Source organism: Allobosea sp. P4_C6, assembly GCF_056402015.1.
The window spans coordinates 15761-37786 of record NZ_JBFUIF010000041.1; the positions used below are offsets into that span (position 1 = coordinate 15761).

The following is a 22026-nucleotide window of genomic DNA, read 5'->3' on the forward strand; positions in this document are numbered from 1 at the left end:
ATGAGCGCCATGCTGGACGTCAGCAATCTCTCGAAGATCTACACGCGCGGCCGGTTCGACCGCACGCCGACATTCCGACTCGACGCGGATTTCCGCATCGAGGAGCCGGCGATCGTCGGCATGATGGGCCCCAACGGCTCCGGCAAGACGACGCTGTTCGAGCTGATCACCGGCTCCAACAGCCCGACGTCGGGCAAAGTCGAGGTCTGCGGCCGCGACATCCACCGCGTCCGCACCGACGAGCGCGACCGCCTCGCCATCCACTACCACCAGTCCTACCAGGTGCGGCATTTCCGGTCGCTGCGCCCCAACGCCCTGATGGAGCGCGCCGGCAGCGAATACCCGCTGGTCCATCTCTTCGACGAACCGCAGTTCAACACGCAGGACGGCTATATCGGCTTCATGCTGGATTTCTTCCGGCGGCTGCGTTCGGAGGGACAGCTGGTCTTCCTCTGCGTCCACCCCAATGAGCGCTTCCACCTCGAGATCCTCGAGGAGATCTGCGAGCGCTTCATCTTCGTCAACAAGGGCGTCATCACGCCGCTGCCGGATTATGCCGGCCTGCTCGCCCATGAACCGGCCCGCGCCTATCTCGGCAATCTCCTGACGGAGCGGGCCGCGTGACCGGCGCCGGAAACCCCTCAGCTTCGACGCCTCTGCGCGTCGCGCTGGTCGGCGCGGGGCTGATCAGCCTCTACCATCTTCGCGCCTGGGTGGCTGCCGGTGCCGAGATCGTCGCCATCTGCGACATCGGCCGGGCGAAGGCGCAGGCCCGCGCCAAGGAATTCGGCGTCGGCCGCGTCTATGACGACCCCGCCGGCCTGTTCCGCGATGGCGGCTTCGAGGCGGTGGACATCGCAGCCTCGCTCGCAGCCCACGACCCGGTCGCCCGGATGGCCGCCGATCATGGCGTCCACATCATGCTGCAGAAGCCGATGGTGGAGACGGTGGCGCAAGCCGAGGCCCTGATTGCCCATGTCGGCGAGCGGGTCCGCTTCATGGTGCATGAGAACTACCGCTTCCGGCCGCATTACATGACCGTGCGGCGCTGGCTGGCGGAGGGGCGGATCGGGCGGCCGCGCCATGCCGCGATCGTCTGCCGGGGCTCGGGCCTGTGCCCGCGCCCGGATGCCGAGCCCTTCCTGCTCGAACGCCAGCCATATCTCCGGACGTTTCGGCGCAACCTCGTCTTCGAGACGATGATCCACCATCTCGACGTGCTGCGCTGCCTGCTCGGGCCGCTGCGCGTCGTCGCCGCCAGGCTGAACCGGCTGGCGGAAGGCCTGCCCGGCGAGGACACCGCCGCGATCCTGCTGGAAGGCGAGAACGGGTTGATCGCGACCGCCGATGGCTGCATCTGCGCGCCCGGCTATGCGCCGCTGCATGGCGACCGGCTCGAGATCGTCGGCACCCGCGCCACGGTGGTGATGGACTACGACCGCGTCTTCCTCGTCGGCGCGGAGGCGCAGGCCGAGCGCGTCGACCTGCTCGGCCGCTATCAGGAGTGCTTCGACACCGCGATGGCGGCCTTCGTCAAAGGCCTGCGCGACGGCACGCCCTTCGAGACCGACCGCCTCGACAATCTGGAAACCCTTCGGCTGATGGAATCCGTCTATCAGGCCGCCGCCCTGGAGCCTGCCGCATGAACCGGCCCGAAGGACATCTGACGCCGCAGATCGACCTCGATGCGATCGACCGGCTCTTCGACATCAGGGGGCTGCGCGTCTTCCTGCCCGGCGGCTATGGCGCGCTGGGCGAGGCGATCGCGCTGGCGATGACGCGGCACGGCGCCCATGTCGCCATCGCCGGCCCCAGCGGCGCCAAGGCCGAGGCGCTGGCGGAGCGGCTGCGCCGCGACGGCGTCAAGACCCATGGCTTCGAACTCGACGCGCGCTACCCGGCCGCGATCGCAGAGGTCACCGACCGTGTCGCCGAGGCGATGGGCGGCATCGACGTGCTGGTGAATTGCGTCGGGATCCAGCGCGAGCAGCGGCTGATGGATGTCGACGAGGACACCTTCGACGCCGTCTACGAGATCAACCTGAAATCGGCGATGTTCCTGGGCCAGGCCGTGGCGCGCCAACAGATTGCGCAGGGCCTCGGCGGCCGGCAGATCCACCTGCTTTCGGTGCGCTCGCAACTGGCGCTGCGCAACCGCGGCTATTCCGCCTACTGCGCCACCAAGGGCGGTCTCGTCATGCTGGTCAAGCAGCATGCGATGGAACTTGCCGAGCACAAGATCACCGTCAACGGCGTCGCGCCGACCTTCATCCAGTCCGAGCGCATTCGCCATCATCTCGAGCGCGAGGGCTTCCGCGACTTCATCCTCGACCGCAATCCGCTGGGGCGCATTGGCGATCCCGTCGAGGTCGTCGGCCAGGTCATCACCTTCGCGGCGCCGGCCGGCAGCTACATGACCGGCCAGATCGTCTATATCGACGGCGGCGTGACGGCGAGCCAATGACGAAGCCGCCGCTTCGCAGCGCCCGCTGGTTCGACACCGACGACCTCCGCGGCTTCGGCCACCGCTCGCGCCTCATGCAGATGGGCTATGGCGTCGAGGACTGGAACGGCCGCCCCGTCATCGCGATCATCAACACCTGGTCCGACATCAACCCGTGTCACGCGCATTTCCGCCAGCGTGTCGAGGACGTGAAGCGCGGCGTGCTGCAGGCCGGCGGCTTCCCGCTGGAGCTGCCGGCGATCTCGCTGTCGGAGAACTTCGTCAAGCCGACGACGATGCTCTACCGCAACTTCCTGGCGATGGAGGCCGAAGAGCTGCTGCGCTCCCACCCCGTCGACGGCGCCGTGCTGATGGGCGGCTGCGACAAGACCACGCCCGGCCTGATCCTGGGCGCGATCAGCGCCGACATTCCGGCAATCTTCCTGCCTGCGGGGCCAATGCTGCGCGGCAATCTGCGCGGCGAGGTGCTGGGCTCCGGCTCCGATGCCTGGAAGTTTTGGGACGATCGCCGCGCCGGCAAGATCGACGCCCAGGAATGGCAGGCGGTGGAGGCCGGCATCGCCCGCTCCTACGGCCATTGCATGACGATGGGCACCGCCAGCACCATGACCGCCATCGCCGAGGCGATGGGGCTGACGCTCTCGGGCGCCACCTCGATCCCGGCTGCCGATTCCAGCCATATCCGCATGGCGACCGAGACCGGCCGGCGCGTCGTGGCGATGGTGGAAGAGGACCTACGACCCGCAGTCGTGCTCTCGCGCGCCTCCTTCGAGAACGCCATCGCGGTCGCCATGGCAATGGGCTGCTCGACCAACGCCATCATCCACCTCATTGCAATGGCGCGCCGGGCCGGCCAGGACATCGGCCTCGCCGATTTCGAAGCGGCGAGCCGGATCGTCCCCGTGCTGGCAACCATCCGCCCCTCCGGCGAGCGCTATCTGATGGAGGATTTCTACTATGCTGGCGGGTTGCGCGGCCTGATGAGCCGGCTCGCGCAGCACCTCTCTCTCGACGCGGCGACGGTGGAGGGGCGCTCGCTGGGCGCCGCGATCGAGGGCGCGCAGATCTGGAACGACGACGTCATCCGGCCGCTGGACAGGCCGGTATCGACGGAGCCGGCGCTGGCGGTGCTCTACGGCAATATCGCGCCGCTTGGCTGCGTGATGAAGCCATCGGCGGCCGAGCCGCATCTGCTCGACCATACTGGCCCGGCGCTAGTCTTCGACAGCTATGCGCAGATGAAGGCTGAGATCGATGATCCCGATCTGCCCGTCACCGCCGATACCATCCTTCTGATGCGCGGCGCCGGTCCGCAGGGCGGGCCGGGCATGCCGGAATGGGGCATGCTGCCGATTCCGAAAAAGCTCCTCAAGCAGGGCGTGCGCGACATGCTGCGCATCTCCGATGCCCGCATGTCCGGCACCAGCTACGGCGCCTGCATCCTGCATGTCGCGCCAGAGGCCCATATCGGCGGGCCGCTCGCGCTCGTCCGCAGCGGCGATCTCATTCGCGTCGACGTCGCGGCCCGCAGCATAAACCTGTGGGTCGACGAGGCGGAGCTGGAGTGTCGACGCGCCGCGCTGCGGCTGCCCGCGCCCCGCTTCGAGCGCGGCTACGGCTGGATGTTCTCGCGCCATATCGGCCAGGCCCATGAAGGCTGCGACTTCGATTTCCTCGAAACCTCCTTCGGTGCGCCCGTCGGCGAGCCGGAGATTCTGTAGTTGTGCTGGAGCTATCCATGTCCCACCCTGCGCCAAAACTCCTGATCGGAGGCGAGTTCCGGCCGAGCACTGCGCTGCCGCCCCTCCCCGTCTGCAATCCTTGCACGGAGGAACAGCTCTGGACCGCTCCGCGCGCAGGGGCGGCCGAGGTCGAGGAGGCGCTGCATCATGCCCGCGCCGCGCTCAAGACCTGGTCGAAGGTGCATGGCTGGGAGCGGGCCAAGGTGCTGCGCGGCATCGCCCGCGCCATGGAGGCGCGTAAGGGCGCGCTGGCGAGCGCACTCTCCCATGAAATCGGCCGGCCGATCGCCCAATCCGAGGGTGAAGTGCTGATCGCGATTGAGCAGTTCGACTGGTTTGCCGGCGAGGCCGAGCGCCTCTTCGGCGAGACCATTCCCTCGCGCCAGGGCGGCCGACTGGCCACGGCGCTGGAGCCCGTCGGCATCGTGGCCGCCTTCACCGCCTGGAACTTCCCGATCAACCTGCTCGCCCGCAAGATCGCGCCCGCGCTCGCCGCCGGCTGCCCGATCATCTGTCGGCCGTCCGAGCAGACGCCGCTGACCTCGACGCTGATCGCGGAGGCCTGTGCAGAAGGCGGCGCGCCGGCCGGTACTGTCCAAATGCTGTTCGGCCCGGCCGAAACGATCACGCCGCTCCTGATGGCCGCCGAGGAGGTCCGCAAGATCTCGCTCACCGGCTCGACCCGCGTCGGCCAGATGCTGCTCGCCGAAGCGGCCAAGACCTTGAAGCGCTGCTCGATGGAGCTCGGCGGCCATGCGCCCGTCGTGATCTGCGAGGATGCCGACGTCGACAGCGCCGCGACCCTCTGCGCCCAGTTCAAGTTCCGCAATGCCGGCCAGGTCTGCATCGCTCCGAACCGCTTCTATGTGCATGAGAGCCTGGCCGAACGCTTCGCCAGCGGCATGGTCAAGGCCGCCGAGGCACTCGTGCTGGGCGACAGTCAGGACCGGGCGAGCTCGATGGGTCCGTTGACGCTCGCCAGCCAGCGCGACCGCGTCGAGACCCTGTCGAACGAAGCCGAGGCCTCGGGCGCGCGGCGCCTCACCGGCGGGCGACGTCCGGCCAGCCGCAACAAGGGCTTCTTCTTCGAGCCGACCGTCTTCGCCGACGTGCCGGACGACGCCCGCATCATGCGCAACGAGCCTTTCGGGCCGCTGGCACCGATCGCCACCTTCCGCCACTTCGACGACGCGATCGCGCGGGCTAACTCGACCCCTTACGGCCTTGCCGCCTATGGCTTCACCGGCAGCCAGCGCTATGCCGAGGCGCTGAGCTCAGGCCTCAGCGCCGGCATGGTCGGCATCAACACCTTCATGATCGCCCATGCCGAGGCGCCGTTCGGCGGCATCAACCATTCCGGCATGGGCCGCGAGGGCGGCCGCCAGGCAATCCACGATTATCTCAACGTCAAGCTGACGCATTTCATGGCGATGTGAGCTGGCCTCGACCGGGAAATGTCGGCGAAGCGACCAAATCCCGCGGCAGCGCGTGTCGCCAGATTTTGGACTGCTTGAAAGAGGACGTTGCGAGAGGCTGTCAGCGACCCACCCAACTGCGGAAGCCCGTCGCCAACTAAGCCGCCCGGAAGCGGACGTGCCAGACTTCTACGGCTTGGCCTGGCAACCAAATCGCTTTCTGCGCCACGCGACATTCGACTGGACTTCGTTCGCACGGCACGCATTGGTGTCGAAGGCGCGGAGATACGCGTCGATCTTCTAAGCTAACCCTGCCGGCGTCGCGCCGAGGCGGGGTCGCGGTGGTGCGGGGATGGCCCCGCTGCAACCGCGAGGAGATCGCCATGACACGCCGAAGCCGCAAGGCCGACACCACTCCTGCGATCGACACATCGTCCGCTTCTGAGAGCGAAGCCATCTCAGCGGTGGTCTACGGATCGCCTTTGCCGCCCCGTCCCGGCAGTAAGCTCGGCATTGTCTTGGGCCTGCTGCAGGCCGCCGAGGGGGTGAGTCTCGCCAAGCTCGCAGCCGTGACGGACTGGCAGCCACACACGACGCGCGCCGCCCTGACCGGCCTGCGAAAGCGCGGCTACGTCATCTCGCATGAGAATGTCGGCGCTGCCGATGCAGCGGAGTGCTCGGTCTACCGCATCACCGCGGGCCAGGCACAATGAGCAGGGCCCCACGCGATAACATGGCCCAGCCCTCGGCGTCGGGCCTGGCCGACGAGGTGGCCGCTCTGGCGAGCCTCGGCTTCGATGAGCTGCGGGCCCGCTTTCGCCGGCTGTATCGCACGGCCGCTCCGGCCGGCCTGTCGCGCGATCTGATCGCGCGGCTGGTCGCCCATCGGCTGCAGGAGCAGCAGCTCGGCAAGCTTGATGATGAAAACTGGCGCGACACCTGGCGAAGCTGGCGCGGGGCCAGGAAACCCGACGACGCAAGACCGGCTCAGTCCTGGTCCGTGAGCACGACGGCGTCAACCATGAGGTTGTGATCGTGCCCGGCGGCTTCCTCTGGAATGGCGAGACACATCGCAGTCTCTCGACACTGGCCAAGCGGATCACAGGGACCACCTGGAACGGACCGCGCTTCTTCGGATTGCGGCAGCGGCAGGCCGCGAGGGCCACCCCATGATCCGCGAGCCGGCAACAAGGCCGCAGCGCTGCGCGATCTACACGCGCAAGTCGACCGAGCATAATCTCGATCTCGCCTTTAACTCGCTCGATGCCCAGAGAGAGGCCTGCGAGGCCTATATCAAGAGCCAGGCCCATGAAGGCTGGAGCCTCATCGGTGATCGCTATGACGATGGCGGCTTGTCTGGCGCATCCTTGCAGCGCCCTGCCCTGCAGCAGCTGCTCGATGCGGTCCGCGCAAGGCGCATCGACATCATCGTCGTCTACAAGGTCGATCGCCTGACGCGCTCGCTCGCTGACTTCGCCAAGCTGGTCGAGCTCTTCGATGAGCACGGCGTCTCCTTCGTCTCGGTCACCCAGTCCTTCAACACGACAACGAGCATGGGCAGGCTGACGCTCAACGTCCTGCTCTCCTTCGCCCAGTTCGAACGCGAGGTCATCGGCGAGCGCGTTCGCGACAAGATCGCGGCGTCCAAGACCAAAGGGCTTTGGGTCGGCGGCCCGGTCCCGCTGGGCTATCGCAGCGAGAAGAAGCAACTCGTCATCGTCGAGCAGGAGGCTGCGCTGGTGCGTCGCATCTTCCAGCTTTATCTCGATCTCGGCTCGGTCGGAGCGGTGGCCGAGACCCTGGGTCGTAAGGGCATCGTCACCAGACTGGGTCATCGCTTCCGTGTCGGCATGCTCGCCCATCTGCTCAAGAACCGCTTCTATCTCGGCGAGATCGTCTGGCACGGCGTCTCACATCGTGGTGCCCATGTACCGATTGTCACGGTCGAGATCTTCGACGCCGTTCAACGGCACCTCGCTGCGGCCGCCATCGAGCGCAAGGGACGATCGGCGAACTCAGCCTTTACGCTTGCGGGTCTGCTGCATGACGATGCGGGCAACCGGATGAGCCCGAGCCATGCCCGCAAGAACGGGGCGCGGTATCGCTACTATGTCTCGCAGGCGCTGATCCAGCATCGCAAGGCTCAAGCCGGATCCATTGCCCGGATCTCGGCTCCCGAGATCGAAGCCGCTGTGTTGGCCGCAACTCCCAATCCTGCTCAGATCGCGCGCGTCACCCTGCACCGAGATTGTCTGATCATCGCGCTCCAGTCTCCCGATGATGCTGGCGAGGCCAGCACGACAAAGATTCCCTTCGCCTGGCAGCCTCAGGGTCGGCGCAAGGGCATCGCGCATGAGCCCACGCAGAAGCCCCGGCTCGATCATGATTCCGCGGAGGCGATCCTGACCATGATTGCCCAGGCGAGACGCTGGATGGCGCAGCTGATCGATGGCTCGATGGCCTCGACCGATGCGATCGCGATCCGCGAAGGTGTGGGCGAACGCAATATCCGCAAGCTGCTGCCGCTGACTTGTCTCTCGCCGAATATCATCCGCGCCATTGCCGATGGCACTGCCCCGGCCAATCTCACCATCAGCAGACTGASCTCAGCTCTGCCTCACGACTGGGCGAGCCAGGAGCACCGCATCCTCGTTCACTGAGCACCGCGATCAGCGATCGATTTGAGCCCGCCTCCAAGGCGGGTTTTTTCTCGTCCAGCGAATCTGTCGAACCAGTCTCGCCAAAAGCTGCTGCGAACCGGTCTCAGCCAAAATCCCGCGGAACGCAAAAACCGGCCTGCCCAGACCGCGCCCCAGAAACCGGCCCGATAGCCTGGGTTCTGGAGCTTGGATGGCGCGGCGAGACCGCCTCGGCCTGCTAACCCCCGACACCGTCGCGGAATTCGCTCAGCCACCCAAATCTGGCGGTTGGACAATATGCGTGGCTGACGACGCAGTGTCGGGCGAACCGGTCTGGGCTCGCGATCCCTGTTTTACAGGGAAGATACAGGGAAAACGGGCGCGAAAGCCCACAGTGAGCGAAATTTTCCGGGGAAAGAGCCCTATTGATCAGTGGGTTAARCTCGCCATTCCCTACTCACCAGAACAGGTAACTTTCTGCACCTTTCAGGCAGCCGATCCGACAGATCAGGCACTGGATCGAGCCAACAGTGAACGCCTGCTTCGGGTTGCCGCGCGGCATTCTTGATCATTGAATCCCGACAGTTCGCGCGCCTCAAATGATCTCTATCAAGCGCTGATGTGAGCCGGGGGAGTGAAAATGAAAGACCATGACATCGCTGCTCCGCGACGTCGCTGAGGCGATTGCAGCGATTTCGAGATAGGAGGTGTTGGTCGCCAGAATGGCGCACGGCCGCGCGAGCCCGTAGCAGTGGACGCGACCGCTGGAAGACACAGTGAGTCAGCCTCAGCGCCCATTGGTCCCGGCCCTACGCATGCGCTTCGTCCCGCACCGATCCCGACACTGGACGCCCTGGCACAATGGGCAAGCTGTCGCCGGTGTTACGGCCTGAGCCCCTGTCATGAGGCCGAATGCGCCTCTGTGCGTCGGCCCTCAGTTATAATGACAAGGCCGTCAGTTCTCCTGGTCTTCTGCATGCGCACGTTCGAACGCCCATATGCGCTCGAACCCGATCATGCGGACGAATTCAGTGAACGGGTACAGCTGGCCATCCCAATTTTGCGTCGAGCCCGTCAGCCTGAGATGCGCGAAGACTGCCTGCAGCGTGCTCGCGGCGGCGAGTAGTCCGGCAACCGGGTAGATCGCGATCTTATATCCAAGCCCTTCCAGTTCCGCGCGGCTCAGAATCGGCGTGCGGCCACCCTCAACCATGTTCGCCACCAGCGGAGCGTCGAAAGTCCGGCCGATCCGCTCCATTTCCTCGACGCTTTCGGGCGATTCGATAAATAGGATATCGGCGCCGGCCTTCAGGAAGGCCTCTCCCCGGCGTAGCGCCTCGTCCAAGCCGTGCGCCGTGCGGGCATCGGTCCGGGCGATGATCTTGAACGCAGGCGACGAGCGCGCATCAGCGGCGACCCTGATCTTGCGAACAGCATCGTCGAGCGGAATAACCCGGCGACTCGGTGTATGGCCGCATTTCTTGGGGAATTCTTGGTCCTCGAGCTGGATCGCCTGGGCACCGCTCGCCTCATAGCCGCGAACGGTGTGATCGACGTTGAGAAGGCCGCCATATCCCGTGTCGCCGTCGGCGATGAGCGGCGTCACCGTGCCCTCGGCGATCTGGCGGACGCGCCCGACCATGTCCGTATAAGTCGCCAAGCCGGCATCGGGATAGCCAAGATGGGAGGCAACGACGCCGAAGCCTGTCATGTAGAGCGCGTCGAATTCAAACTGGTCGGCGAGCTTGGCCGAAACCAGATCATACACGCCCGGAGCGACAATCAGCCCGGGCCGCCTCAGGCGTTCAGAAAATGTCTCGGACATGGTGTTTCCTGCTGCCGCGGGGCCGGCCGCCCGCGAAGGCGGCCGGGGCGAGGGCATTTGCCGGGCTCTACTGTGCCGGATAGGTGATCTTGGCTGCGGCCTTCTCGGCCGGCCAGATGACCTCCTGGCCGCCATCGGGCTTGTATTGCACGGCGATCATGCTCGCGTCGGTGATGAGCTGGTGCTTGCCCCCCATCTCCGAGGCCGTGTAGGCGACCTTGCCATAGGGCGTGTCGAAGGTCGTGGAGCTGAGATTGGCCAGGATCTTGGCCCGGTCCCAGGAGCCGGCCGCCTTGGCTGCATCGCGTAAGGTCTGCATGGCGACATAGCCCTGCACTGCGCTCGACACGACTTCGCCGCCGCGCTTCGCCTCGGCCTTCTTGACCCATTCGGCCAAGCCCGGCGTTGTTTGCTTGGCCGACCAGAGATCAATGACGACGACATTGTCGCCGGCGGGGCCGAAATCGGAGCGCTTCTCGCCGGCGCCCTGGGTGACGAGCAGCTTCGGCTTGATGCCGAGCTGCAAGGCCTGCCGGGCGATCTGAAGATTGTCGCCGGAATAGCCGATCAGGAAGAGGACGTCCGGGTTGAGGCCCTTGGCCCGGTTGAGGATGGGCGAGAAATCCGGCGTGCCAGCGCGGAACGGCTCGTTCATCACGACCTCCAGCCCGGCTTCCTTGGCGTATTGCTGCGTGAACTTGGCGCCGTCGGTGCCGTAGAGCTTGTCCTCATAGGCGATGGCCAGTGTCTTTACGCCCGAAATGCTCTTGAAGAAGTTCACTGCCGCCTTTTGGCGATGATAGTCCCAGATGTAGACATGGTAGTACCAGTCGTTCTTGCCAAAGCTCTCTTCCAGCCGAACAGAGGACGAGCCCGGATGGACGAAGATCGGCTCATAGCGCTGCACCGCGCTGAGCAGCGCGAAATCCGATGTGCTGCCGAAGCCGCCGACGAAGGCATCGACCTTGTCCTGCGTCGCAAGCTTCGCCGCGATGGTGGCCGAGGTGTTGGGCTCGCCCTTGGTATCCTCGACGACGAGTTCGATCTTGCGGCCGAACAATCCCCCCGCCTCGTTGATCTCATCTGCGGCATATTGAATGCCCCAGAGGATCTGGGTGCCACCGCCGGCCAGTGCGCCGGTCAGCGGCAGCGGCACGCCGATTTTGATTGGCGCCTGTTGCGCGAGTGCGGGCGCGGCCATCGCTGCCCCTGCGAGCATGGCGCCCGCCAAAAGGCCTCTCAATTTGGTCCACATCTTACTTTCCTCCCTCAATTCGCCTGCTCGCAACGGCAGGTCTTCGCTTGAGTTCTCGGCTCACAACCCCAGATATGCGATCCTGAGCTTCTCGTTGCCGGCCATGTCTTGCATCGTCCCGGTTAGGGCGACCTGTCCCTCGTCGAGCACGAGGCAGGTATCTGCGATGCTCATTGCCGCGGCGAAGTTCTGCTCTGCCATCACGATGGCGCAGCCACTCGCCGCCTTGATGCGCCCGAGCGCCTCGAACAATTCCTCGACCAGCTTGGGCGCTAACCCGGCCGAGGGCTCGTCCAGCACGAGCACGCGGGGCTCGATCATCAGCGCGCGCCCGATCGCCAGCATCTGCCGTTGGCCCCCGCTCATCGAGCCGGCGAGTTGCCCGGCGCGCTCGCGCAGGATGGGAAAGAGCGAAAAAACGCTCTCGAAGAGACGCGCGCGCTCGCCACTGACCGCTCTCGGCGACAGGGCCTCGAAGGCGCCGCGCAGATTTTCCTCGACCGTGGCATTGGCGAAACAGCGTGCGCCATCGGGAACGAAGGCGACGCGCGCGCGCGCGAGCTGCCAGGGCGACAGCCCGGAAAGATCCTGGCCGTCGAGCCTGAGGCTGCGCCGCCCCGTCTCGACCGTGCCGATGAGCGCGCGCAGCGCGGTCGTCTTGCCGGCTCCGTTGGGACCGAGCAGCACCAGGAGCTCGCTGCCCGAGACGGCGAGCGACAGGCCGGGCACGACGACGAGCTCGCCGTAACCCGCCTTCTCGATGGTGAGTTCGAACCGGTTCACAGCGAGAACCCCTTGCCCAGATAAGCTTCCCGGACACTGGCATCCTGCAGCACGTCCTGAGGTTTGCCCTGTGCGAGCAGCCGGCCCTGATTGAGGACGATGGCATGGCCGCAAAGGCGAGCGATAATGCGCATGACGTGCTCGATCACCACGACCGTGACCCCCGAGGCGTGGATCTCACGAACCAGGCCGATCACCTGGTCGGTATCCTCCAGACTCAGCCCGGCCATGGCCTCGTCGAGCAGGAGAACTGCGGGGCGGCAGGCGAGGGCACGGGCGATCTCCAGCCGGCGCAGATCCGAGACCGAAAGTTGGCCGCAGCGCGTGCTGACCGCGGGACGCAGGCCGCAATAGCGGGCGAGATCGCTCGCGCTGCGCGCGCCACCGGGCAGGGCGCGGCCGGAATGGGCATAGGTCAGCGGGACCGAGATCACCTCCTCGATGGTCAGTTCCTTCGGAACGCGTGGAACCTGATAGGTCCGCGCCAAGCCGCGATGAACGATCAGGTCGGGGCGCAGCCCGTTGATCGGCTCGCCGCCGAGGCTGATCTTGCCTGAGCGCGGGGGAATCTGCCCGGAGACCATGTTGACGAAGGTGCTTTTTCCCGAGCCATTCGGCCCGATCAGAGCCGTGATCGCCTGGCCGGGTACTTCCAGCGTCACCTCGTCGATCGCCTTGAGGCCGCCAAAGGCGACGGTGCATGTCTCGACGCTGATCGCTGTCATGATGCGAGCCTCGGCTTGGCCTGCGCCTGCACCGACTTGGTCGGCCGCCGCCGCAGCCGGTGCCGGACGAAGCCGACCAGACCCTCCGGCATGCCGACGATGAACAGGATGATGACTGCGCCATAGACGACCTGATAGCCGACGCCACCAACGAAATGACGCGCGACCTCTTCCAGCAGACGCAGCACCGCGGCGCCGACAAGCGGGCCGAGCGTCGTGTCCATGCCGCCGAGGATGGTTACGGCGAGCGGCAGAACGTTCCAGTTGGCGGTGAAGACATCGTCGGGAATGACGTAGCCGTAGAGGCCGCAATAGCAGGCCCCGGCCAGGCCCGCGACCATCCCGGAGACGACGAAGGCGAGGATTTTCAGCCGCGTGACAGGCACGCCCGAGGCTGCGGCGAGATCGGGATTGTTCCTGATCATGAAGAAGGCCGGACGAAAGCGCCCGCCGAGGAAAATGTCGCTGACGATGGCGGCCGCGACCAGGCAGCCGGTGATGAACATGAGCTGCAACGGCGGCGATCCGTCCGCGATGACCGGCGGCATGATGCCTGTCGAACCACCCGTCAGCCCCGGCGTGACCAGGATCACGACATGGATCGACAGGCTGAAGGACAGGGTCGCGATGGTGAAATAGAGCCGCCGAAGGCGCAAGGTCACTGCACCTAGCAGCAAGGCGACCGCGCCACAGAGCAGGATGCCGACGGTCCAGCCGAGCACCGGGCCGAGCACGGGCGTCAGCAAGGCCGAGCCATAGCCACCGATGCCGAAGAAAGCGGCGTGGCCAAGCGAGACCTGGCCRGTTCGCGATAGGATATCCCAGGCCAGGGCCAGGATGGCAGAAATCGCTGTGCCGATTGCGACCTGCACCAGGAAGGGTCGATCCGCGGCCGCGATCAGCAGGAGCGGCGTCGCAATCGCCGCATAGAGGCAAAGGCGTGCGCGAAGTGCGGAACTCATGCCTGCACCTGCTTGCCGAACAGACCGCTCGGGCGCACCAGGAGGACGAGCAGCAGAACCAGGAAGGAGACGCCGAAGCCCCAACTGCCGCCTCCCGATACGAAAGTGCTGATCAGCCCTTCGATCAGGGCGAGGATGGCCGCCCCCATCAGCGCGCCGGGAATGTTGCCTAGGCCGCCGAGCGCGATGATGGCAAAGGCCCGGATGACGAGGTCGACGCCGACCGTCGGCTGAACATATAGCACAAGCGCGACGAGGCCGCCGGAGATGCCAGCAGCCGCGCCGCCGATCGCGAATGAGAGCTCGAAGATGCGGTCGACATTGATGCCCGCATGCATAGCGAGTGCGGGGTCGTCGCTGGCAAAGCGCATCTGCGTGCCGTAGCGGGTGTGGTTCTTGATGCCGAGCATGACCAGGAAGAGCAGCAGGCCAACGAGCGCGACGACGATGTTGTTGCCGGGAATGGTCACGCCTGCGAACTGAAGCGAGGGCAGCAGGGCCGGCGCCTGCATCACCCGCGCATCCGGCGACCACAGAATGATCGCGATGTTGAGGATCAGGATGGACAGGCCAAGTGTCGCCAGAAGCTGATTGTGCTCGTCCTGCTTCAGAACGCGGGCCAAAAAGCCGCGATAGACCAGGATGGAGAAAAGCCCGAGCGCGACGCCCGAGGCCAGCATGCCCAGCCATGGCGACAGACCGTAGCCGGTATAGAGCCAATAGGTCAGGAAGGCGCCGAGCATGACGAATTCGCCATGCGCGAAATTGATGATACGCGTCACACCGACCGTCAGCGTTAGCCCGGCCGCAACGGCCGCGTAGAGGCCGGCCACGCTGAGCGAGAGCAGAACCGCCTGGACGATCGACGCGGTCATGTCCGCTTGTCCTCCACGCAGAGCGCCTCAGTCATCGATTGTCTCCGTCGACGCTTCGGAGAAATCGAGCAGTCGCGACTTGTACTCGCTGCGCGGCAGCGTGCCGGCCGGGGCGAGGTGCACGGCGGTGGCCACGACCAGCGTGGCGCGGATATCGCTCTCGATCTTCTCGCGCAGACCATCCGAGGCGGCCTCGCCTTCGGCCAGTTCGACGACGACCTTGAGCGGTGGTGCCTGCTTGACGCCCTTCGCGGAGGGGCGGACCGAGACAACGCCGGTGACGGCGGGCGCGAACCGGTTGACGACCTCGCGGATCGCCGAGGGAAACACGTTCACGCCACGCACGATCAGCATGTCATCGGTCCGGCCGATGCAGCGCACCCGCGGCGAGGTGCGACCGCAGGGACAGGCTCCCGTGCGCAGAACGACATGGTCGCGGCTGCGGAAGCGCAGCAGCGGCGCGCCGCGATGCCTGAGATGGGTGTAGACGAGTTCGCCAGTGGAGCCGTCGGCCTGCGGGACCTGCTTGCCGGTTTCGGGATCGATCAACTCGAAATGCACGAAGCCGCGGCCGGAGAAATGCATGCCCTGCTGCTGCTCGCACTCGCCCCAGAGCGAGACCGAAATATCGCCGATGCCCATCGCCTCAGTGACCTTGGCATTCCAGGCCTGTTCCAGCTTCTCGCGCATGGCCGGTTCGCCGCCGCCCGGTTCGCCGGCCACCATGATCCGCCTGATGCTGCTATTAGGGAGGTCGAGCCCGCGCGCCTCGCCGATCTCGGCGAGATGCAGCGCATAGGACGGGGTGCAGGCGATGATCTGCGGCTTGAGCAGTTTCACGGCGGCGAGTAGTCGTTCGGTATTTCCGGTCCCGACGGGGATGTGGCAGAGGCCGAGGCGGGGGAAGGAATCGAGTGCTGCGCCTGCAACAAACGGCCCGGCATTATAGGTCGAGATGACGCGCTCGCCCTTGGTCAGGCCGCTGGCGCCGTAGCTGCGGGCGGAGGTTCGGACCCAGTTTTCCAGATCGCCGGCGGTTAGCGGAATATAGCTCGGAATCCCGGTCGTTCCGCTGGTGGAGAAGATTCGCACCACCTCCTCCAGGGGCGCCGCAAGATGCGTCCCGATCGGATAGGCCTCGCTGCGGCTCTCTCGCAACTCATCCTTCTCGGTTAAGGGCAGGGCCTCGATGTCGTCGAGCCCCCCGGCTGTTTCCGGCGTCGCGAAGCCGTTCGCCTGCAGCTTGTCGCGAAAGAAGCGCGAGCGTTCGAACAGATAGCCGACCTGTTCGCGATAGAGGCGGTCATCAAGCGCGCGCTGCTCGGGCCAGGGAAGTGTCTCGATATCGGGCTCTTGGAGCATGTCCCGGTCCTTCGCTTACATCGTGGGGTCGTAGGCGATCGCTTCCTCGGCGTGGTGCGCGAGAATGAAGCCGATCGGGCGCTTCTGCTCCTCGGCGAGATGCCCGAGAAGTCCCGCGGTGCGGGCCAGGATCGGCACGGCCTTGATCATCGTGTGCGGGAAATCGAGGTCCATCAGTACGGCAGCGATCGGACCCGAGACGTTGAGCGGCATCTGGCGGCCCCATGCCGTGGCGACAGCGCCGCGCATCCGCTTCAGGAGGTCGAGATGGCGACCCGCAATGCCGCGTTCCTCGACCAGGGCGAAAATCCGCTCGGTTCGTGGATCGACGGGATGATGGATGGGGTGGCCGAAGCCAGGCATCTTGCCGCCCTCGCGCCGAGTCCGGGCAGCGATGTCGTTGACGACGGCATCGGGATCCTCGCCGGCATCGACCCGGGCAGCTGCTTCGGCCAGGACCTTGGCGCACAACTCGGCTGTGCCGAGAACGACCGTGCCGCAGCCAAGAATTCCGGCAGCAACGGCACATTGGAGGCTGTCCGGGGCGGCGGCCAGCGTCATGCGAGCGACCTGCGCTGTCGGTGTCAGCCCATGCTCGGCGATCGCGACGAGGAGAAGATCGAGGAAGTAGCGCTGCTGCTCAGACGGCTTTGCGCCGGTCACCAGAAAGAAGAAGAAATCAGTGAAACCGTAATGGCCCATGATCTCGTTGGCGAAATCCTTGCCCCGGATCTCGATTCGATCCGGAGTGGACGTACAGATTTCCGTAATTGCCGGGCTGGCCTTGCCAATCAACATGTCGCTTCTCCTGCCATTGTCTGCGCGGAGCGAAGCGAAAGCCGCGCAGCGGCGAGAGCCGTGCGATCAGTCCCGGATGGGAGATGGGCGTTTCCTCTTCGCCGCTTTCGGCGTATTTTGTCTTTTAAGTTTGTAGGACAATATTGCAGGCCGAAACGTTGTCAACCGAGTTTGGCGCTGATAGGCACATCGTCATGACGACACTCGGCAACCACCTCGCCAGCGTTCTCCCGGAGCCCGAGAGCCTCGAAGGCCCGGCGCGTGGCGCAACCGTCGAATACGTTCTCGATCACTTGCGCGCCGGCGTGCTCCAGGGCCACTATGCACCCGGCCAACGCCTAATCGAAGCCGACCTAACGCGCGATCTGCGGGTCAGCCGGGGCCCGCTACGCGAGGCTTTTCGGCGCCTCTCCGCGGAGGGTATTCTCGAGATGGTGCCGCATCGCGGCGCCCTCGTGCGTCGTCTGACGTTACGCGAGATGAAGGAACTGTTCCAGATCAGGCTCGGTCTCGAGGCCCTCGCTGCCCGGCTGGCTGCGGAAGCGATGGCCGATCCGGCGACGAAAGCGCGGTTCGAGCGGGAGATCGAGATGGTGTGGCGCGAGCATCCACGCCCTCCGGGAGCTGAATACATTGACGAAAACCATCAGTTTCACGATGCGGTCGTTGCGGCGAGTGGTAACGAGCAGCTGCTCAAGCTGACGCGTCAGCTCCGGCTCCCTGTCCTGATGTATCAGCTGGCGGGAACGCTCAAGGCGGAGAACATTGCCGCTTCGCTGGCCGAACATCGCGCCATTGCGCGCGCCATCCTCGCTGGTGACGCCGCACTGGCGGAAGTGCATGTGAAGGAGCATCTGCAGCGCGCCATGGGCCTAGCGCAGGCAATGCCGCACCGGGTTTTCGCTCGGTAGCCGAACCGTAGACGAAGTTTCGTCGCGCATTGTCCCGGGAATGGCGGGCAATGCCACGGGAATGGTTCGATCTGAGGGTGGCTCGGTAGGGTAAGGGCATGCAGCCGATTTCAAGCGCCCGTCACCAGTTCTCGCCTGAGAACGTCCGTACGCCGTGTGGCTCTCTCTGCGGTTTGCAGCGCGAGCCTGGTCAGGCTGAGGGCGCACAGAAGCCAGAGCCATTTGAGCAGGAGGCGGACGTTGTAGCCGACGGCGACGAGGACGGCGTGGGCGGCGTCGCCATGGAAGCCGCCCAAGCGGTTGCGGGTCGTGGGGTGCTCGTTCTTGAGGTGGCCGATGACCGGCTCGACGGCGACGGGCGCCGGAGCTGGCGTTTGATGGCCGCGGAGACGCGCCGTTTCTGGTCCTGGATGAAGGCTTTGAAGCGGTAGGGTTCGGGCGCGTTGTGGTCCTCGTAGATGCGGTCGACGCGAAGGCGCTGACGAGGAGCTGCGAATACGACAATCTGCTTGGCCACTACCGCAGATCGGCCCTGTCCTGACATCGCGGAATCGGCATGGCTGTCCGGGTGCAAAATTTAGTTCCGGTTGCAAAATCGACTTCTATTGACTTCGCGCGCACCAGCGGTCAGGACAGTGAGCGAAGCGATCCGCGATAGCGGCATTCCAAGACCTCCGACACAGCAGCTGATCCAAAAACAATAGCCCCCAAAAGGTCTGTTGTTTCCCCGGCCCTATGGGGATGGATTGGATCTGCGTGTCTCGACCCAATCCATCCACCGCAGGGCTTCCACCGCCATTTCGAATGGCAGGAAGGAAGGCTGTAGTCATGGATGCCAAACTGACCCACCGCAGCGCTCGAGGTTCAAGCCGAGGACGAACCGGGGCAGGCGATGAAAGCCCGCCCATGCTCGCTGATCGGATCGAGCATATCCCGATCGAGCGCATCAAACCGTATGAGGCTAACCCTCGTGATCATGATGAGCGCCAGACCACCAAGTTGGCTGGCATCATCCGATCGGTCGGTTTCCTCGTTCCGATCATCGTGGACGATACGAATGTGATCATCGCTGGTCATGGCCGCTGGGCGGCCGCCACGAAACTGGCGTTGAAATCTGTTCCCGTAATCCGTGCTGGTCACCTGACCGCCGCCCAGATCAAGGCCTTCCGGCTCGCCGATAACCGGATCGGGGAGCTCTCGACCTGGAACAAGACGGCCCTGGCGCTCGAATTCAAGGCGCTCGTGGAAGAGATCGATCTCGACCCGGAGATCCTGGAGTTGACTGCTTTCGAGGTCGCTGAAATCGATCTGCATATTGAAAGCCTCGACGAGCAAGCGTCGGCGCCGGACCGGGCGGACCTCCTGCCCGAACCCGGACCTGCGGTGACACGGCCCGGCGATGTCTGGTGCCTAGGACGTCACCGCCTGCTGTGCGGTTCGGCGCTGGAGACGGAGAGCTACCGGCTCCTTCTTCAGGGGCACCAGGTTCGCGCGGTCTGGTCGGATCCGCCCTATAACGTCGCCGTTTCCGGGCATGTTTGCGGGTCGGGGCAAGTCCAGCATCGCGAGTTCGCGATGGCCTCCGGCGAGATGAGCGAGAGCGAGTTCACGTCTTTCCTTGCAACCTATCTCGGCCTGTCCAAGCAGCACTCGCTGCCCGGTTCGCTCCACTACGTCTGCATGGATGGCCCACACGCCTTCGAGTTGCTGAGCGCCGCGCGGAAAGCCGAGCTGCAGTTCAAGGTCACCTGCACCTGGGCCAAGACCAATGCTGGCATGGGTAGCCTTTACCGCCATCAGACAGAGTTCGTGCACGTGTTCAAGAACGGCGGCGTTGAGGTCCCGCACGTCAACAACATTCAGCTGGGCAAGTATGGTCGCTATCGCACCACGCTGTGGACCTACCCGGGCATCAACACCTTCCGCAAGGGTCGGATGGACGATCTCCAGTCCCACCCGACGGTGAAGCCCTGGGCACTGGTAGCGGATGCGATCAAGGACTGCACCGAAATCGGAGACAGCGTTCTCGATTGCTTCTGCGGTTCCGGAACCACGCTGATCGCTGCCGAGAAGGCACGGCGGATCGGTTATGGCATCGAGCTCGATCCGATCTATGTCGATGTCGCGGTCCGGCGCTGGCAGGCGCTGACCGGTAAGCAGGCCGTCCACGCTCAGACCGGGCAGAGCTTCGCCGCGGTGCAAGCCGAGCGCGCCATGGCGACGGCCGCTGAAAACGCCGTGGAGGTCACCCATGGCTAAGCGCCCCCCTTCCCCGGACGAGACTACCCCACCCGATCAGTCCGAAGCCGCCAGGGACTACGAGGTTGGCCGTGGCCGAACTCCGACCCACAGCCGCTTCAAGCCCGGCCAGTCCGGCAACCCCAAGGGCCGCCCGAAAGGGGCGAAAAACCTGAGCACGCTCATTCGCGAAAAGCTGCAGGCCAAAGTTCCTGTACGCGAGGGAGGGCGGGTCCGGCATATGTCGAAGGCCGAGATCGGCGCCACCAAGTTCGCCAATCGGTTCGCCGAAACCGGCGATCCCAAGCTCTGCATCGTCCTGCTGAATCTCGAGGGCGGTCCGGGAGGCAGTGGGGCCACGGTTAGCCAGACTATCGCGACCACGCTGGAAGACCAGGCATCCCATGCTGACATCCTGGCTTGGCACCTCGAGCAGAACCGGCACGCTGACAGCGACGAGATCTGACCATGAACGATGCGATCGTCGTCAAAGCGCTGCAGAATCTGTACTTGTTTCCGTTCGTCTGGGACGCGTTCGAGCTTCTTCATCCCGGGCAGAAGTTCATCCCCTCCTGGCATGTCAATGCGATGTGCCTGGCCCTCGAGAAGGTGGTCTCGGGCGAGACCAAGAGACTCATCATCACCGTTCCGCCGCGGCACGGAAAATCGATCTGTGCCGCGGTGGCCTTGCCGGCCTGGATGCTCGGCAAGGACCCGTCTCTGAAGATCATGGTCGCGAGTTATGGCAGTGACCTGGCGGCCAAACATGCCCGTGACTTCCGCACGGTGATTACATCGGCATGGTATTCGGCACTGTTCCCGCGCACCCGCCTCGAGATTGGGGGCAGCCGCGTCGACGAGCAGATCACGACGGCGCAGGGCGGGCGTAAGGCGGTTTCGCTCGGCGGGGCCGTCACCGGCTTTGGCGCAGATCTGATCATCGTCGATGACCTGATGAAGGCTGCCGATGCCAACTCGCCGGCCGAGCGCCAGCGCGTGCGTGACTACTACGAACAAACCCTCCTCTCTCGCCTCAACAACAAGAGCGAGGGACGGATCATCATCATTCAGCAGCGGCTGCACGAGGATGACCTGCCCGGCTACCTCCTCGACACTGGGCAGTTCACCCACCTGAACCTGCCCGCCATCGCCGTCGAGCCGCAGGACATCCCGCTCGCCTTTGGCAAGATCAAGCATCGCGAACCCCGGACGGCTCTATGCCCCGAGCGCGAGCCGCTGGACACGCTTGAGAAACTGCGCATCGAAATGGGCGCCTACGTCTTCTCGGCGCAGTATCAGCAAGATCCGACGCCGCCAGGTGGCAATCGCATCCGGTTGGAGTGGTTTGGCACGTATTCCGGGCCGGTTCGGCGCGAGGAATTCCAGTGGATCGCGCAGAGCTGGGATACGGCTCTGACGGCCGAACCGACGAGCGATTTCACCGTGGGAACGACCTGGGGCTTTCGCGATAAGCGCTGGCATCTGCTCGATGTCATCCGCGAGCGGCTCGACTTTCCCGAGCTGAAGCGGCGTGTCGTCGGTCTGGCGAACAAATGGAACGCCGACCATGTGCTGATTGAGCATGCCGGATCGGGGATTTCGCTGATCCAGCAGCTTCGTCATGAGGAAACCCGTTACTGGCGCTACTATGGCACCAAACCGCGCCTCGACAAGGCAACGCGCCTCGAGGCGCAGACAGCCCGTCTGGAAACCGGACAGTACCTCCTTCCCACTGAAGCGCCCTGGTTGTCGGAATTCCGGCGCGAGCTGCTGGCGTTCCCCATGGGCAAGTTCGACGATCAGGTCGACAGCCTGGTCCAGTTCCTCGAATGGTCGGCCTCGCCGCGGGCAAGCGGGTTCCTTGTCGAACGCCATCCGGAAACCGGGCGCCCGTTACGGGTCAATCGACCGCAACGGCGCTACTGAGCGATACCTTCGCGCCGTCATGCAGCTGTCGCGGATCTCATGGATGCTCGTTGCGCGGGGAGGCGTGCGAACGGCGGAAATAGGGCGAATTGCATTGCCCTAACAG

20 protein-coding genes and 2 pseudogenes are annotated in these 22026 nt (G+C 65.0%); 12 read left to right on the forward strand and 10 right to left on the reverse strand.

Annotation, left to right across the window (positions count from 1 at the left end; all coding sequences use genetic code 11):
• The 8 genes and pseudogenes from AC1DVA_RS21870 (at position 1) to AC1DVA_RS21905 (ending at position 8281) form a co-directional block, all read left to right on the forward strand.
• Entirely contained in the window at positions 1-624 is a 624-nt protein-coding gene (locus AC1DVA_RS21870) for an ATP-binding cassette domain-containing protein (protein WP_476807266.1), read from the forward strand.
• The gene (locus tag AC1DVA_RS21875) at positions 621-1646 is read left to right on the forward strand and encodes a Gfo/Idh/MocA family protein (RefSeq protein WP_476807267.1); all 1026 of its coding nucleotides are present in this window, start codon (positions 621-623) and stop codon (positions 1644-1646) included. The genes AC1DVA_RS21870 and AC1DVA_RS21875 overlap by 4 nt, the downstream gene beginning before the upstream one ends.
• Entirely contained in the window at positions 1643-2464 is an 822-nt protein-coding gene (locus tag AC1DVA_RS21880) for an SDR family NAD(P)-dependent oxidoreductase (protein ID WP_476807268.1), read from the forward strand. The genes AC1DVA_RS21875 and AC1DVA_RS21880 overlap by 4 nt, the downstream gene beginning before the upstream one ends.
• A complete protein-coding gene (gene araD, locus AC1DVA_RS21885) occupies positions 2461-4185 on the forward strand; it encodes an L-arabinonate dehydratase (RefSeq protein ID WP_476807269.1) in 1725 nt (574 codons plus the stop codon). Before AC1DVA_RS21880 ends, araD begins: the two co-directional genes overlap by 4 nt.
• Before the next feature lie 17 nt (positions 4186-4202).
• Positions 4203-5642: an NAD-dependent succinate-semialdehyde dehydrogenase gene (locus AC1DVA_RS21890; protein WP_476807270.1), complete on the forward strand. Its 1440-nt coding sequence runs from the start codon at positions 4203-4205 to the stop codon at positions 5640-5642.
• Positions 5643-6004: 362 nt separating this feature from the next.
• Positions 6005-6334 (forward strand): DUF3489 domain-containing protein, encoded by a 330-nt coding sequence (locus AC1DVA_RS21895; RefSeq protein ID WP_476807271.1) that lies wholly within the window; start codon positions 6005-6007, stop codon positions 6332-6334.
• A gap of 20 nt (positions 6335-6354) precedes the next feature.
• Positions 6355-6794: pseudogene (locus AC1DVA_RS21900) on the forward strand (DUF2924 domain-containing protein).
• Positions 6791-8281 (forward strand): recombinase family protein, encoded by a 1491-nt coding sequence (locus AC1DVA_RS21905; RefSeq protein ID WP_476807272.1) that lies wholly within the window; start codon positions 6791-6793, stop codon positions 8279-8281. Before AC1DVA_RS21900 ends, AC1DVA_RS21905 begins: the two are co-directional and overlap by 4 nt.
• Before the next feature lie 574 nt (positions 8282-8855).
• Here the strand turns inward: AC1DVA_RS21905 and AC1DVA_RS21910 are convergent.
• The 9 genes from AC1DVA_RS21910 to AC1DVA_RS21950 form a co-directional block, all read right to left on the reverse strand.
• Positions 8856-9035 (reverse strand): 3-hydroxyacyl-CoA dehydrogenase NAD-binding domain-containing protein, encoded by a 180-nt coding sequence (locus tag AC1DVA_RS21910; protein ID WP_476807273.1) that lies wholly within the window; start codon positions 9033-9035, stop codon positions 8856-8858.
• Between the two features lie 180 nt (positions 9036-9215).
• Positions 9216-10085 carry an isocitrate lyase/PEP mutase family protein gene (locus AC1DVA_RS21915; RefSeq protein ID WP_476807274.1) on the reverse strand — a complete coding sequence of 290 codons (870 nt, stop codon included), beginning with the start codon at positions 10083-10085 and terminating at the stop codon, positions 9216-9218.
• A gap of 67 nt (positions 10086-10152) precedes the next feature.
• Entirely contained in the window at positions 10153-11286 is a 1134-nt protein-coding gene (locus AC1DVA_RS21920) for an ABC transporter substrate-binding protein (RefSeq protein ID WP_476807275.1), read from the reverse strand.
• Between the two features lie 114 nt (positions 11287-11400).
• The gene (locus AC1DVA_RS21925; protein ID WP_476807276.1) at positions 11401-12123 is read right to left on the reverse strand and encodes an ABC transporter ATP-binding protein; all 723 of its coding nucleotides are present in this window, start codon (positions 12121-12123) and stop codon (positions 11401-11403) included.
• The gene (locus AC1DVA_RS21930; protein WP_476807277.1) at positions 12120-12848 is read right to left on the reverse strand and encodes an ABC transporter ATP-binding protein; all 729 of its coding nucleotides are present in this window, start codon (positions 12846-12848) and stop codon (positions 12120-12122) included. Before AC1DVA_RS21930 ends, AC1DVA_RS21925 begins: the two co-directional genes overlap by 4 nt.
• Positions 12845-13810: a branched-chain amino acid ABC transporter permease gene (locus AC1DVA_RS21935; RefSeq protein WP_476807278.1), complete on the reverse strand. Its 966-nt coding sequence runs from the start codon at positions 13808-13810 to the stop codon at positions 12845-12847. Before AC1DVA_RS21935 ends, AC1DVA_RS21930 begins: the two co-directional genes overlap by 4 nt.
• Positions 13807-14685, reverse strand: a complete 879-nt coding sequence (locus AC1DVA_RS21940) for a branched-chain amino acid ABC transporter permease (protein WP_476807279.1) — start codon at positions 14683-14685, stop codon at positions 13807-13809. Before AC1DVA_RS21940 ends, AC1DVA_RS21935 begins: the two co-directional genes overlap by 4 nt.
• A 27-nt stretch (positions 14686-14712) precedes the next feature.
• The gene (locus AC1DVA_RS21945; protein WP_476807280.1) at positions 14713-16047 is read right to left on the reverse strand and encodes a phenylacetate--CoA ligase family protein; all 1335 of its coding nucleotides are present in this window, start codon (positions 16045-16047) and stop codon (positions 14713-14715) included.
• A gap of 15 nt (positions 16048-16062) precedes the next feature.
• Positions 16063-16845 (reverse strand): citryl-CoA lyase, encoded by a 783-nt coding sequence (locus AC1DVA_RS21950; RefSeq protein WP_476807281.1) that lies wholly within the window; start codon positions 16843-16845, stop codon positions 16063-16065.
• Between the two features lie 194 nt (positions 16846-17039).
• Between AC1DVA_RS21950 and AC1DVA_RS21955 the strand changes: the two genes are divergently transcribed.
• On the forward strand, positions 17040-17756 hold the full coding sequence (locus tag AC1DVA_RS21955; RefSeq protein WP_476807282.1) for a GntR family transcriptional regulator: 717 nt from the start codon (positions 17040-17042) through the stop codon (positions 17754-17756).
• Between the two features lie 110 nt (positions 17757-17866).
• Here AC1DVA_RS21955 and AC1DVA_RS21960 read toward each other — a convergent pair.
• A pseudogene (locus tag AC1DVA_RS21960) lies at positions 17867-18213 on the reverse strand (hypothetical protein); the annotation flags it as partial.
• A 371-nt stretch (positions 18214-18584) separates the two neighbouring features.
• Between AC1DVA_RS21960 and AC1DVA_RS21965 the strand changes: the two are divergent.
• Genes AC1DVA_RS21965 through terL form a run of 3 tightly spaced genes read left to right on the forward strand, consistent with a single transcriptional unit; the run spans position 18585 to position 21920 of the window.
• Entirely contained in the window at positions 18585-20015 is a 1431-nt protein-coding gene (locus AC1DVA_RS21965) for a site-specific DNA-methyltransferase (protein ID WP_476807283.1), read from the forward strand.
• Entirely contained in the window at positions 20008-20460 is a 453-nt protein-coding gene (locus AC1DVA_RS21970; RefSeq protein ID WP_476807284.1) for a DUF5681 domain-containing protein, read from the forward strand. Before AC1DVA_RS21965 ends, AC1DVA_RS21970 begins: the two co-directional genes overlap by 8 nt.
• Before the next feature lie 2 nt (positions 20461-20462).
• Positions 20463-21920: a phage terminase large subunit gene (gene terL / locus AC1DVA_RS21975; RefSeq protein WP_476807285.1), complete on the forward strand. Its 1458-nt coding sequence runs from the start codon at positions 20463-20465 to the stop codon at positions 21918-21920.
• Positions 21921-22026 lie beyond the last annotated feature (106 nt).

What these genes read in the sequence shown, in the direction of transcription:
- AC1DVA_RS21970 (WP_476807284.1), top strand. Translation starts at nt 20,008, where the DNA reads ATGGCTAAGCGCCCCCCTTCCCCGGACGAGACTACCCCACCCGATCAG.
- AC1DVA_RS21965 (WP_476807283.1), top strand. Translation starts at nt 18,585, where the DNA reads ATGGATGCCAAACTGACCCACCGCAGCGCTCGAGGTTCAAGCCGAGGA.
- AC1DVA_RS21870 (WP_476807266.1), top strand. Translation starts at nt 1, where the DNA reads ATGAGCGCCATGCTGGACGTCAGCAATCTCTCGAAGATCTACACGCGC.
- terL (WP_476807285.1), top strand. Translation starts at nt 20,463, where the DNA reads ATGAACGATGCGATCGTCGTCAAAGCGCTGCAGAATCTGTACTTGTTT.
- araD (WP_476807269.1), top strand. Translation starts at nt 2,461, where the DNA reads ATGACGAAGCCGCCGCTTCGCAGCGCCCGCTGGTTCGACACCGACGAC.
- AC1DVA_RS21890 (WP_476807270.1), top strand. Translation starts at nt 4,203, where the DNA reads ATGTCCCACCCTGCGCCAAAACTCCTGATCGGAGGCGAGTTCCGGCCG.
- AC1DVA_RS21950 (WP_476807281.1), bottom strand. Translation starts at nt 16,845, where the DNA reads ATGTTGATTGGCAAGGCCAGCCCGGCAATTACGGAAATCTGTACGTCC.
- AC1DVA_RS21915 (WP_476807274.1), bottom strand. Translation starts at nt 10,085, where the DNA reads ATGTCCGAGACATTTTCTGAACGCCTGAGGCGGCCCGGGCTGATTGTC.
- AC1DVA_RS21895 (WP_476807271.1), top strand. Translation starts at nt 6,005, where the DNA reads ATGACACGCCGAAGCCGCAAGGCCGACACCACTCCTGCGATCGACACA.
- AC1DVA_RS21955 (WP_476807282.1), top strand. Translation starts at nt 17,040, where the DNA reads ATGACGACACTCGGCAACCACCTCGCCAGCGTTCTCCCGGAGCCCGAG.
- AC1DVA_RS21945 (WP_476807280.1), bottom strand. Translation starts at nt 16,047, where the DNA reads ATGCTCCAAGAGCCCGATATCGAGACACTTCCCTGGCCCGAGCAGCGC.
- AC1DVA_RS21940 (WP_476807279.1), bottom strand. Translation starts at nt 14,685, where the DNA reads ATGACCGCGTCGATCGTCCAGGCGGTTCTGCTCTCGCTCAGCGTGGCC.
- AC1DVA_RS21930 (WP_476807277.1), bottom strand. Translation starts at nt 12,848, where the DNA reads ATGACAGCGATCAGCGTCGAGACATGCACCGTCGCCTTTGGCGGCCTC.
- AC1DVA_RS21920 (WP_476807275.1), bottom strand. Translation starts at nt 11,286, where the DNA reads ATGGCCGCGCCCGCACTCGCGCAACAGGCGCCAATCAAAATCGGCGTG.
- AC1DVA_RS21880 (WP_476807268.1), top strand. Translation starts at nt 1,643, where the DNA reads ATGAACCGGCCCGAAGGACATCTGACGCCGCAGATCGACCTCGATGCG.